A 12,167-nucleotide genomic window follows, 5' to 3' on the forward strand; every position below is an offset into this window, starting at 1 on the left:
AGCGCGGTTGCGCACGTACAGGAGCAGCTCAGACAGGTTTTTGCGGGGCATTTTCTCCGCGTACTCTTCAGACATGGTACTGGGGGTCAACTAGGAAACCATCGAAGGTCGGTGGTATTACGCAGAACAGCACGGCCGGGGAAATGATGCCCTAAATATTACACGAGCGAGTAGCTGAGTAAGGGAGTAACTGAGTAGTCAGTAGCGCGAACTTTGCAGTTCGCGCCTCCGCGCCGTCCAAAAGATTCCAAGCGGCGCGGCGACGCGAACTACAAAGTTCGCGCTACTGCGCTGTCCACACAAAACCGGCTAAGAGGCGCGAACTACAAAGTCCACGCTACTACTCAGCTACTCCTTTACTCAGTTACTCTCCACTCCGCCAGGGCGGCGCCTACGCGCTGCACGTCCTGGAAGGAGTTGTAGAGCGGCACTGGGGCCAGTCGGATGACGTTGGGCTCGCGCCAGTCGCCGATGATGCCTTTGCCCATCAGGTAGTCGAATAGCTGGCGGCCATCCTTTTGCACCAGGATGGACAGCTGGCAGCCGCGGGCGGCAGGGTCCTGGGGGGTGATGATTTCCAGCGTGCCGGCCGGCAGCGCCAGCCCCCGGATCAGGAACTCCAGATAGGCCGTGAGCTGCTCGCTTTTGCGGCGCAGGGCGGCCATACCGCCGGCAGCTTCGTGGATGTTGAGGGCGGCTTCGTGGGCGGCCAGCGTGAGCACGGCGCCGTTGGAGAGCTGCCAGCCGGCCGCGCCCCGCATGGGCCGGAAACCCTTTTTCATCTTGAATCGCTCCTTCTCCTCATAGCCCCACCAGCCGGCCAGGCGCAGCAGCTCGGGCTGGTCGGCGAACCGCTCGTGCACAAACGCGCCCGACACGCCGCCGGGGCCCGAGTTGAGGTACTTGTAGGAGCACCAGCAGGCAAAATCCACGTCCCAGTCGTGCAGCTGCAGCGGAATGTTGCCGGCGGCGTGGGCCAAGTCGAACCCCACGCGGGCGCCCACGGCGTGGCCGGCCTGCGTGATGGCCGCCATGTCGTATACCTGCCCGGTGTAGTAGTTGATGCCGCCCATGATGATGGTGCACAGCGAATCACCGAGCTCGGCAATCCTGGCCACGATGTCCTCGGTGCGCAGCGTATGCTCGCCGGGGCGCGGCACCAGCTCCACAATGGCGTCGTCGGGGCGGAAGCCGCGCATCTGCACCTGCGTTTCGAGGGCGTATTGGTCGGACGGGAAAGCGCCGCCTTCCATGAGCACCTTATAGCGGGTGGGCGTGGGCTGGTAGAACGACACCAGCAGCAGGTGCAGGTTGGTGGTGAGGTTGTTCATCACCGTCACTTCCAGCGGCTTGGCGCCCACAATGTGGGCCGTGGCCTGCTCCAGGCGCTCGTGGTAGGTCATCCAGGGCGTGTCGCCGCGGAAGTGGCCTTCCACGGCCAGCTCCTGCCAGTTCTGCATCTGGCGCTCCACGGCGGCGCGGGCGGTTTTGGGCTGCAAACCCAGGGAGTTGCCGCACAGGTAGATGCTGTCCTGCCCATCGGGGCCGGGCGGGATATGAAACTGGTGGCGGAAGTCGCGCAGCGGGTCCTGCGCATCAAGTTGGGCGGCGAATTCGGCGGTGGGTTCGAAGGAGGTCATCAAGGCAAAGATACGGTGCCCGCCGCCTATCGGCCCGCCAGAATTTGGGCCACCTGCGCCTTGGGCAGCCCCAGCCAATCCAGCGCGTTTTGGCCCAGCATTTGGGCCTTCAGGTCGGCTGAGAAAGGCATACTCGCAATCAGCTCGCCCGGCACCAGCTCGCCCAGCGGAAACGGGTAGTCGGTGCCGAGCGTGATTTTGTCGGGCCCCAGGGTTTTCACCAGGTAGTCCAGCATCAGCGGGTCGTGCACCAGCGAGTCCACCCAGAAGCGGCCCAGGTAGTCGCGCGGATTCACGGGGTTATCGACGGCGCACAGGTCGGGGCGCACCTTGAAGCCGTGCTCGATGCGCCCGATGGTGCTGGCGAAGGTGCCGCCGCCGTGGGCCACGGCCACCCGCAGCTTCGGCAGGCGCTCCAGCACGCCCCCAAACACCAAAGAGCAAAGTGCCAGAGTGCTTTCGGCGGGCATACCCACCAGCCAGGGCAGCCAGTATTTCGGCATTTTCTGCTGCGCCATCATGTCCCAGGGGTGCACAAACACGCAGGCGCCCAGTTGCTCCGCCGCCTGAAACACCTCGAACAGCTCGGGCGCGTCCAGGTTCCAGTCGTTGACGTGCGAGCCAATCTGGATGCCGGCCAGCCCGATGCGCATGCACCGCTCCAGCTCGCGCACGGCCAGGTCGGGGGCCTGCATCGGCACGGTGCCAAGGCCCACGAAGCGCGTGGGGTAGCGCTGCACCACGCCGGCAATGTGGTCGTTGAGCAGCTGGCTCAGGTCGAGGGCGTCGTGGGGACGGGCCCAGTAGCTGAACATCACGGGCACGGTGCTGAGCACCTGCACCTGCACCCCAAACTGGTCGTACTCGCGCAAGCGCACCTCGGGGTCCCAGCAGTTGTCCTGGATTTCGCGGAAGAACTTGTCGTCCTGCATCATGCGGGCGCAGCAGGGCTTGTGGTGCTCCAGCCGGATGAAGCCGCCGTAGCCGTACCGCTCCCGCAGATCGGGCCAGCGCTCCGGCAGAATGTGGGTATGGATATCGACGGACAGCATGAAAGAGTATTGAGTATTTAGCAGAGAGTATTTAGTAGGGAGTGTTGGGTATTCGATATTGCGCTGATGGACGTAGCCTGGCATCCGGCACTTACTACTCAATACCCAATACTCAGTACTCTCCCCCTCACAGCTTCACGTTGAAAAAGTGGCTGAAGTACGCTTCCGCGGTGGTACCGTCCCAGCTTATAATTCCGGCGCCGTACTGCCGGGTTTGCCACAGGTTCAGCAAGATGCCCAGCACCAGCAGGGTCCGCAACAGCGTGTAGGCGGGGCGGCCGTGGGTGCGGGCGCGCACCAGCAGCGCGGCCAGCCCCAGCGCCAGCAATGGGTACAGGCTGATCAGCGGCCGGGCACTGAAGCCGCCGCCGTACCACCATTGCTCCCAGCTGAACGTGACGTACACCACTGCCACGGCCGTGACCAGGGCCGGCAGCCAGGCAGCGGCCAACTGCCGCCGCAGCGCCCCCACCACGCCCAGCAGCGCCAGCCCGGCCAGCGGCGTGTACAGCAGCCAGCCTTTGCGGAAACTTAGCAACCCATCGAACAGGTGCGGATGCAGAAAGTCAAAGTGCTCGTTGCGGTAGGAATAGAACAGCCAGTGGCCGGTGGTAGTGCGCCAGAACAGCGGCTGCAGCCCCACCACCAGCCCAAACACCAGCCCCGCCGCCAGCAGCGGGCCGCGGTGCTGCCACCACAGCGCCACCCGCGCCCGCAGGTCGGCTACGGAAGTCAGGCCCCAGAGCAGCGGCACCAGCGCGTAGAGGACTTCGGTGGGGCGCGTGAGCACCGCCAGCCCCAGAAACAGCCCGATGCCCAGCATAAACTGAGGCCGCCGGCTTTCGTACCACCGCGCCGTACAATACAGCAGCGACGCCTGCCACAGAAACAGCGGCGCGTGCGCCATGGCCGCCTCCAGGCTGGCGTAGCAGAACAGGTTGGTGCCCAGCCCGATGGCTGCCAGTGTCCAGGCTACGGTGGGCTCGTCGGCGGGGAAGCAGCGGCGCAGTAGCTTCCGCAGCACCCACAGCCCCAGCAGCGCGTGCGCCAGCCCCGCCACCATAATGATTTGCTGGTAGGGCCGCGAGAAGCCGTCGGGCGCGTATTTGCCCGCCGACAGCCCGGCGTAGAGGTGAGCGCCCAGAAACCACGGCACATCGGCCAGGGCCACGCCCAGCGGATACTTGGTGATGTAGCCGCCCCGCTCCGGCACCGGCACCAGCCCGATGTTCACGTCGGTGCCGGGCTTGTAGGTGCGGTGCAGGATTTCCAGCGAGTCGGCGCGGGCCAGATCGTGGAAGATAAAAGCCGACGGCAGGTACACGTAGTAGCCGCCAGGGTCGGTACCGAACACCTCCAGCGGCTTCCAGCGACGGTTTTGAAACATGAGCAGCGCCAGCAGCGCGCCCGTCAGCAAGAGCAGATAACCAGAAGCCCGCATCTACTCCGCAGCCACTACCGGCGTGGGAGGCGCCATTACGGTGCCGCACACCTGGCAGGTGCGCTTGTGCTCGTCCTGCCAGAACCGGTTCATGATGGGCGGCAGCTGGCTCACGATGTCCGTGATTTCGGCGTACTCCTCGTAGAGCTTGTGGCCGCAGTTTTCGCAGTACCACTGGAAGCCGTCCAGCTCGCCGGCCGTGCGGTAGCGCTCCAGCACCACCCCCACCGAGCCCGCCGGGCGCCGCGGCGAATGCGGCACACCGGGCGGCAGCAGAAACATGTCGCCGGCTTTGATGTGGATATCCACCGGCTTGCCGTCCTCAATGATCTTCACCACGATGTCGCCTTCGATCTGCAGAAACAGTTCCTCGCCTTCATCCACGTGGTAGTCTTTGCGGGCGTTGGGGCCGCCTACTACCATCACAATGAAGTCTTTGTTGTCTTTGAACACCTGCTGGTTGCCGACGGGCGGCTTCAGCAAATGGCGGTGTTCGTCAATCCAGTGCTGCAGGTTGAAGGGGCGGGCGACGGGCATAGTGGCGGAGTAGATGAAGGAGTGGACCGAAAAACAGGTGGGAGTACGAATGTAGGCGTTTGGCCGATTCTATGGTAAAGCCGCTCGCGGCATTGTCCGTTGCGGCTCGCCCCGTAATTTGCCTCTCTTCACCTCTGCACCCTATTTCTATGGATTTCCTTTCCCAACGCGTCCTGGTGGGCGGCAGCACACAGGGCATCGGCCGGGCCGTGGCCGAAGAGCTGGCGCGCCGCGGCGCCACCATCGTGCTGCTGGCCCGCAACGAAGACCGCCTGCGCGAGGTGGCCGCCGCCCTGCCCACGCCCCACGGCCAGCAGCACCACTACCTCGTGGCGGATTTTGCCCGGCCCGACGAGCTGCGCCAGGTGGTGCACACTTACCTGCAGCAGCACCCCGACGGCTTCCACATCCTCGTCAATAACACCGGTGGCCCGGCGGGCGGGCCAATTCTGGACGCGCCGGTGGAGAACTTCCGGGCCGCGTTTGAGCAGCACCTGGTGTGCAACCACCTGCTGGTGCAGGCGGTGGTACCGGCTATGCAGGCGCGGCGGCACGGGCGCATCATCAACATCATCAGCACCTCCGTGAAACAGCCGCTGCCGGGGCTGGGCGTGAGCAACACCATCCGGGGGGCAGTAGCTAGTTGGTCCAAAACGCTGGCCAACGAGCTGGGCCCGCACGGCATCACCGTCAACAACGTGCTGCCCGGCGCCACCCTCACCCAGCGCCACACCTCGCTCATCGAGAAGAAAAGCGCCCAAACCGGCCAGACGGCCGAAGAAATAGAAGCAGGTATGCTGAAGCTGATTCCGGCCGGCCGCTTTGCCCAGGCCGAAGAAGTGGCGGCCGCTGTGGCGTTTCTGGCCTCGGAAGCGGCCGGCTACATCAACGGCACCAATATGCCCGTAGACGGCGGCCGCACCGGCAGCCTGTGATTTGCTTGGTCGAATGGCTGGTTGGTTCAACCTGATTGTTGAACGACCAGCCATTTACCCATGCCGCTATTACATCATTTACCCTACTTTTGCTTACTCTCCGCTTAATACGTTCTACCCTTTGGTACACATCGACAAGCTCTCCATCGTCATTCCGGTTTATAATGAGGGCCGCACTATCCACCAGATTCTGGACCTGCTGCGGGAGCTGAAGCTCGTTAACGACATCCAGAAGGAAATTATCCTGGTAAACGACTGCTCTACTGACAACTCGGTACAAGCTATTGAGGCGTATGCCGCCCAATACCCTGAAATGGGTTTACGGCTGCTGCAACACCCAGTAAACAAGGGCAAAGGCGCGGCCCTGCACACCGGCATCCGCGAGGCCACCGGCGACTACGTCATCATTCAGGACGCCGACCTGGAGTACGACCCCGAGGAGTATAACGTGCTGCTCAAGCCCATTCTGAAGGGCTTTGCCGACGTGGTATTCGGTTCGCGCTTCATGGGGGGCAAGCCGCACCGCATCCTGTTCTTCTGGCACAGCATCGGCAACAAGATGCTCACCTTCATGTCCAACATGTTCACGGACCTGAACCTGACCGACATGGAAACCTGCTACAAGCTGTTCCGCCGCGACATCATTCAGGGCCTGAAGCTAGAGGAAAACCGCTTCGGCTTCGAGCCCGAGGTAACGGCCAAGGTGTCGCGGGTGAAAGACGTGCGCATCTACGAAGTAGGCATCAGCTACTACGGCCGCACCTACGCCGAGGGCAAGAAAATCGGCTGGCGCGACGGGTTCCGGGCCATCTACTGCATCGTGAAGTACGGGCTGTTCGGGTAGGCGCAACAGGCAGCCCAAACACCGCACAGCATACAGGCTTTTTCGCTAAAAAACCAGACCAGCACGCTACGTGCCGGTCTGGTTTTTTGCTGGAGGGGTAAGAAGGCGTTTTCTCAGAAGCAACTGCTAATCACACCCCTATTCGGCAATCGTCAAGCGGATATCATCCATGTAGGCCGCGTCGGAGGCGGAAGCGCGCCACAGGAATACCTTCAATAGCTGGGTAGCGGTGATATTCTCTGGCAGGGTTATCTCCTTGCTTACTTCCACCCACTTCTTGTATTCTTTTACCTGATCGGTCAGGGTGATGCCGTCGCCGAATACCTCTTGGCCGCTAACCGGATCCGACACCTGAACACCCAGACGGGCCTGCGACTTTGCGCTTGGCAGATATACCCATGCCTGCAATGTTATTTTGCGCAGCTTGCTCGGGCTGACTTTACCCAGCAGGTTGCTGTAACCCAAGCTGAACTCTGTGTTTCCATCTACACGGGTGGAAAACTTGCCTGAGTGTGCCTGCTCACGGCTCAATGCCGGGGTAGGCGGCATCCATCCTTCTACGCTTTCAAAATCATTGGCAGTAATAAGCTTGGCGTTATCAGGTGCACTAGAATCAGATCCAGAGCAAGCCGCCAGCACAACACCTAGCATTGCGAAAGAGAGAAGATTTTTTTTCATGAAAGTAGAAAGTGGAAGAGCCATTAAGGTGCAATTAATCTTTTGGGGTTGGAGCATGGCCGAGCGTGAAACGTGCTTTTGCAGCAAGCAAATACGATACTACCAGGCAAAGCACAGAAAAAGGGAGAATCCAAACAACCCTTGTTTGTAGCCGGCTCAGCACATTGGCCAGCCCACCGGTTACGCCTGCATTGGTTACCACTCCCAGCAGGCATACCAGCAACCATAGCCGCTGCTCTGCGGGCAGCCGCCTGCGAAAAACAGTTCCCAACCCGACACAGAGCAATCCGACGGTCAGCAGCAACGATGCCTCGTTACGGCTGTTTATGGATGCGAATTCCAGCTTGCTCTGATTCTGGCGCGAAGAGAGATACTCCCGCAACTCGTAAGGGAATGACTCTTGGACTTTCCAGAACGGATTGGTGTTGTCTCGATGAGCACTTAAGCCGTCCCCTAGCTCAACACTCACTATCTGTCGCAACGTAGCCTGCACCGCCTCCGACAGTAGCGCAGGATAGTAGCGCGGCGAGGTGAGTACATCCCGAATAATATAGCTGTACTCTGCTTGGTGCACTTCCCAGCCACCCGTTCGGTTTGGTACGCTCTGGCTATCCCAGAGGAAGGTGATGGCATCGTTGGGCAGTTCAGTGCGGTACTTACACAGTTCCGGAAAACCTCCCGCGTCACAATGGTCAGCCAAATATTTGTCAAGAATACCGCTTTCTACCAGCCGTCCCATCAAAAACATATAGGAGCTGCGCGAAACGGCGAAGCCGCCGCCGAATGCCCAATGCACACTAGGCAGCACTAGCCAGCCAATTAGCACGATACCTGCTACTGTGGCCAACCGCCTCCACGCCAATGCCTGCATCTGGCGCCGCACGGCTTTCAGCCCTATTACCAGCATGGCCACTAAAGAGAAGGTCAGCAGGTTGGAGGAGTGCATGACGGTACATAGCAGCAGCAATAGCGCCAGCCACGGCAACTGCCAGCGCTTCAGATGCGCATCGAAATAGAACAGCAAAATGGTGAGCAGCCCAATGGCGGTGAAGATATCCGGCATGAGCTGGCCACTAAACCAAGCAGCTCCGGTGGCCCAAGTACTGAGCAGGATTACCGCTACCCTGATGCCGGGGGCATTAATGGCAGGCATCAATACGCGTGTGGCCCGCAGGAGCACTGCAGCCAGCAATGCGGCTTGCGCGCCAATCACCAACCAGAGAGAAAACCGCAAGCTGGTCAGCCGCAAAAACAGCCCGTACACAATAGGCCGGTCACGGGGCACCTCCAGATGAAAGCCACTATTGATGTACGCGCCCGTGTCGGAAGTAACCAGCGGAAAACCATTGTAGAGGGCTGCACTAAGTAGTATCAGCACGATACAGCCGTACCAGAAGGCGGCTTCAACTCGGGTAGTGAGTGACATATAGGAAAGTGAGCTATGGCAAAAGTACAGATTCCGCAGAGCCGACCGGGAAAATAGCCCAGAAACCTTTTATCTATCTTTGTTCGGGGCGTTTGCCGCAAGTAGTCCTGTCGTAGCTATAAGAGGCGCACTATAGAGAGTAGTGCGTCGTTCATTCCAATTCACGCATGTTGCCTAGCTGGTTTACTTTATCCCCTGAGTTGCGTCATCGTTTCATACCAAGTATCAGCAAGTGGGCGCGTGCATCGGAGAATCAGTTGCTGCTATTGCTACTGGCATTGGTTGCCATTCCGCTATGGTATGAGTTGGGCCGCAACCCGGTACAACTCTGGGACGAGTCACGGCTAGCTGTAAACGCGGCCGAAATGGTCTATAACGGCAACTGGCTGGTAACCCACTTTGAGGGTCAACCCGACCACTGGAACACCAAGCCTCCGCTGATGGTGTGGCTGCAGGCTTTAAGCTTCAGCACCTTTGGATTTTCCACCTGGGCGCTACGCCTGCCTACTGCCCTTGCCAGTCTAACTACTATTGTGCTGGTGTTTCGCTTTGCAGCACGCGACTTACGCCTGCCAGTCGCCGGCTTCCTGAGTGGCTTGGTACTCGCTACCAGCGTAGGGTATATCCGGCTGCACGTTGCCCGCACTGCCGACTATGATGTACTGCTTACCCTCTGGGAAGTGGTAATCTGGACTTCTTTGTTTCGCTACCTAGAAAGTGGTAATTCTCGTGCTTTGGTTTGGTTGACTGTAGGCTTAACAGCCTCTGTGCTCACCAAAAGCATTGCCGGCCTGCTGGGCCTGCCCGCCCTGTTTATCTACACTATTTTCCGGGGCAAATTATTCTGGCTACTCCGGCAGGGGCGCCTCTATATTGCTGTCAGTGTATTCTTGCTGATTATCGCCAGCTATTTTGGAGGGCGCGAACTGGCCGACCCAGGCTACTGGCAGGCAGTTATGGCAAACGACTTGGGTGGCCGATACCTGACGGAGCAACAGATTCATGGTCATCCCTGGGACTATTACTTGGTGAATATCCAGAACGGCCTCTTCCACCCCTGGCTCTGGCTACTGGGTCCGGCCCTCGTGCTCCTCACCTGGCAGCCCGAGAAACGGTTGCGGTGGGCAGCTTGGCTGCTGGCCCTGTTTGCCGCTGGCTGGCTGGCTATTCTGAGTTCGGCCAGCAGCAAGCTGGAATGGTACGATGCCCCAATCTATCCGGCCATGGCCTTACTAGTGGGCCTAGCGCTGGCGCTAGTTGCGCATGCCTTGGCCGCCCGCTACCTTAATGCGACGTCGGTAATCAGCCAGTGGGTAGCTGGAGTGGTTGCGGTATTTTTTTGTTTTATGTTCCCTATGAAACGGTTGTCAGGCGCATAATTGCGGAGCGCCACACCGATTATGGTATCGGGCCAGATGGGTATGTAGCCGGCTACACGGGGGCATTGCTACGTCAGCAACCACAGCTCGACAGCGTAACCATCCTCTACAGCGGCGGCTACAATGCCACTCTCACTTTCTATAAGTTTACCTACAAGCACCAGCAACAAAAAGAGCTGACTATCTTTCCGGGTACGGCCATCCGGGCACTGAAGCCTGGCATGGTTACGCTGCTGTGTAACGCAGAATACCGTGCTCGGCTGGATTCCGTGTTTCAGGTAATGGAACTGCATCAGGACCAACCCTGCCAAACACTGCTTTTACTGAGTCACAAGTAACCTTAACCTTCCTTTTCACCGAGACCAGAAGTGCAGCCGGCAACTTGCCCTTCGGATTTCACCTGAGTTTCACGGCTTATTTTCGCATATGAATACGCAGTACGAAGCCCTCTACCACCAGCTGGAAGAGCAACACTGGTGGTTTCAGGCCCGCCGAGATATCGTCTTTAATCAGATCCAAGGCTTGAATCTACCCAAGGAGGCTAGTATTCTGGAAATAGGCTGTTCCGGGGGGCCGCTGCAGCAGCGCCTGCGCGCAACGGGCTATCAGGCCGTAAACGGCATCGACATTAGCGAGACGGCCATTGCGCTGGCCCAACAGCGTGGTATCCCCAACGTGAGCGTCATGGACGGTAGCCAGCTGGCGTTTGCCGACAGTAGCTTTGATCTGGTAGTGGCGTCGGATGTGCTGGAGCATATTCAGGACGAAACCCGGGCACTACAGGAGTGGCAGCGGGTGTTGAAACCCAATGGTAAGCTGCTGGTGTATGTACCGGCGCACCCTTCGCTCTGGAGCCGCCACGATGTAGCCAACCATCATTTCCGCCGTTACACGTCCGGCACACTGCGCCGTGCGCTGACTGCAACCGGATATACGCTTCTGCGGCAATCTTACTGGAATTTTTGGCTATTTTTTCCGACTTGGCTGCTCAGGCGCTGGCAGCGTCCCACCAACAATCCTGCGGGCCTGAGCAGTGACCTAATAAGTCTTCCAGCGTTTGCCAATCAGGCACTTTTACGTTTGGTGAAAGCAGAAAACAAGTGGCTTAGTCGGTTTAATCTACCTACCGGCGTAAGTGTATTTGCGCTGGCCAGTAAGTCGGCCTGATTTCTTTCCTTCCCCTGCCCTGCTCCCCGTGGATCTGTCCGTCATTATCCCCATCTACAACGAAGAAAGCAACATCCCGACGCTCTACGACCGGTTGCGCGGGGTGCTGGATCCAATGGGGCTGCACTACGAGTTTATCTTCATCAACGACGGCTCACGCGACAAGTCGCTGCAGCTGGTGCAGACGCTGGCTGTGCGCGACGAGCGGGTGCGCTTCATCGATTTCAGCCGCAACTTCGGCCACCAGATTGCCGTGACGGCCGGCCTGGACCTGGCCGCCGGCGAGGCCGTGGTCATCATTGATGCCGACCTGCAGGACCCGCCCGAACTGATTGTGCCGCTCTACCAGAAGCTGCACGAAGGTTACGAGGTGGTGTATGCCAAGCGCCGCTCCCGGCAGGGCGAAAGCGCCGCCAAGAAGCTCACGGCCAAGCTGTTCTACCGGATTTTGGCCAGCATCACCAACATTTCCATTCCGGTGGATACCGGCGACTTCCGCATCATTTCGCGCAAGGTAGTGGATGCCCTCAAGCAGATGCCGGAGCAGAACAAGTTCATCCGGGGCCAGATTTCCTGGATCGGCTACCGCCAGACCTACGTGGAGTACGACCGGGCCGAGCGGGCCGGCGGCGAAACCGGCTACACTTACCGCAAGATGATCCGGCTGGCCCTGGACGGCATCACCGGTTTCTCCGACGCGCCACTTAAAGCTGCTACCATCGGGGGCTTTATCGTGTCGGGCGTGGCCTTTCTGGTGATGCTCTATACGCTGTATGCGCGCTTTGTGAGCGAAGATTACGAGCCAGGCTGGGCCTCGCTAATGGTGAGCATTTTGTTTCTGGGCGGCGTGCAGCTCATTGCGGTGGGTATTATCGGCGAGTACATTGCGCGCCTTTCGGCCAACGTACGCCAGCGCCCGCTCTACATCATCTCCGATACCAACATCACCCACGCCCCGCAAACTGACAAGCAGCTGCGGTAATAGGAGACTGAAGGTATAGCCCGTCATGTTGAGCCTGTCGAAGCATCTCTAGCGCTTCGTTATAGTAGCATTGGTTAGCCAGCGGG

The 12,167-nt window shown here is 59.6% G+C and carries 12 protein-coding genes; 6 read left to right on the forward strand and 6 right to left on the reverse strand.

From position 1 onward, the window contains the following. Nucleotides 1-356 precede the first annotated feature (356 nt). The 4 genes from kynU to N008_RS07260 all read right to left on the reverse strand — a co-directional run bounded on the left by kynU (nt 357) and on the right by N008_RS07260 (nt 4,670). On the reverse strand, nt 357-1,640 hold the full coding sequence (gene kynU / locus N008_RS07245) for a kynureninase (RefSeq protein ID WP_044014880.1): 1,284 nt from the start codon (nt 1,638-1,640) through the stop codon (nt 357-359). A 26-nt stretch (nt 1,641-1,666) separates the two neighbouring features. Further along, on the reverse strand, nt 1,667-2,692 hold the full coding sequence (locus tag N008_RS07250; RefSeq protein ID WP_197062966.1) for an amidohydrolase family protein: 1,026 nt from the start codon (nt 2,690-2,692) through the stop codon (nt 1,667-1,669). 127 nt (nt 2,693-2,819) lie between these two features. Further along, on the reverse strand, nt 2,820-4,133 hold the full coding sequence (locus N008_RS07255; RefSeq protein WP_081910662.1) for an ArnT family glycosyltransferase: 1,314 nt from the start codon (nt 4,131-4,133) through the stop codon (nt 2,820-2,822). Then, a complete protein-coding gene (locus tag N008_RS07260; RefSeq protein WP_044014883.1) occupies nt 4,134-4,670 on the reverse strand; it encodes a 3-hydroxyanthranilate 3,4-dioxygenase in 537 nt (178 codons plus the stop codon). A gap of 143 nt (nt 4,671-4,813) precedes the next feature. On the opposite strand from N008_RS07260, the gene N008_RS07265 reads away from it, so the two are divergent. Together N008_RS07265 and N008_RS07270 are read left to right on the forward strand one after the other, a co-directional pair. Continuing rightward, a complete protein-coding gene (locus N008_RS07265) occupies nt 4,814-5,605 on the forward strand; it encodes an SDR family oxidoreductase (RefSeq protein WP_044018429.1) in 792 nt (263 codons plus the stop codon). Nucleotides 5,606-5,726: 121 nt separating this feature from the next. Continuing rightward, nucleotides 5,727-6,449, forward strand: a complete 723-nt coding sequence (locus tag N008_RS07270; RefSeq protein ID WP_231569795.1) for a glycosyltransferase family 2 protein — start codon at nt 5,727-5,729, stop codon at nt 6,447-6,449. 138 nt (nt 6,450-6,587) lie between these two features. Here the strand turns inward: N008_RS07270 and N008_RS23050 are convergent, their stop codons facing one another. Both N008_RS23050 and N008_RS07280 read right to left on the reverse strand, forming a co-directional pair. Continuing rightward, the gene (locus tag N008_RS23050) at nt 6,588-7,127 is read right to left on the reverse strand and encodes a carbohydrate binding domain-containing protein (protein ID WP_156109088.1); all 540 of its coding nucleotides are present in this window, start codon (nt 7,125-7,127) and stop codon (nt 6,588-6,590) included. Nucleotides 7,128-7,161: 34 nt separating this feature from the next. After that, entirely contained in the window at nt 7,162-8,553 is a 1,392-nt protein-coding gene (locus tag N008_RS07280) for a hypothetical protein (RefSeq protein WP_044014887.1), read from the reverse strand. A 167-nt stretch (nt 8,554-8,720) separates the two neighbouring features. Here N008_RS07280 and N008_RS07285 point away from each other — a divergent pair, with 167 nt between their 5' ends. The 4 genes from N008_RS07285 (at nt 8,721) to N008_RS07300 (ending at nt 12,081) form a co-directional block, all read left to right on the forward strand. Further along, nucleotides 8,721-9,932: an ArnT family glycosyltransferase gene (locus tag N008_RS07285; protein ID WP_081910664.1), complete on the forward strand. Its 1,212-nt coding sequence runs from the start codon at nt 8,721-8,723 to the stop codon at nt 9,930-9,932. Then, on the forward strand, nt 9,893-10,270 hold the full coding sequence (locus N008_RS07290; RefSeq protein WP_156109090.1) for a hypothetical protein: 378 nt from the start codon (nt 9,893-9,895) through the stop codon (nt 10,268-10,270). Before N008_RS07285 ends, N008_RS07290 begins: the two co-directional genes overlap by 40 nt. Nucleotides 10,271-10,358: 88 nt before the next feature. Further along, nucleotides 10,359-11,099 carry a class I SAM-dependent methyltransferase gene (locus tag N008_RS07295; RefSeq protein ID WP_044014893.1) on the forward strand — a complete coding sequence of 247 codons (741 nt, stop codon included), beginning with the start codon at nt 10,359-10,361 and terminating at the stop codon, nt 11,097-11,099. Nucleotides 11,100-11,127: 28 nt separating this feature from the next. Further along, entirely contained in the window at nt 11,128-12,081 is a 954-nt protein-coding gene (locus N008_RS07300) for a glycosyltransferase family 2 protein (RefSeq protein ID WP_044014895.1), read from the forward strand. Nucleotides 12,082-12,167: the final 86 nt, after the last annotated feature.

The organism is Hymenobacter sp. APR13 (genome assembly GCF_000737515.1).
In the GTDB taxonomy this organism is placed as follows: Bacteria; Bacteroidota; Bacteroidia; order Cytophagales; family Hymenobacteraceae; genus Hymenobacter.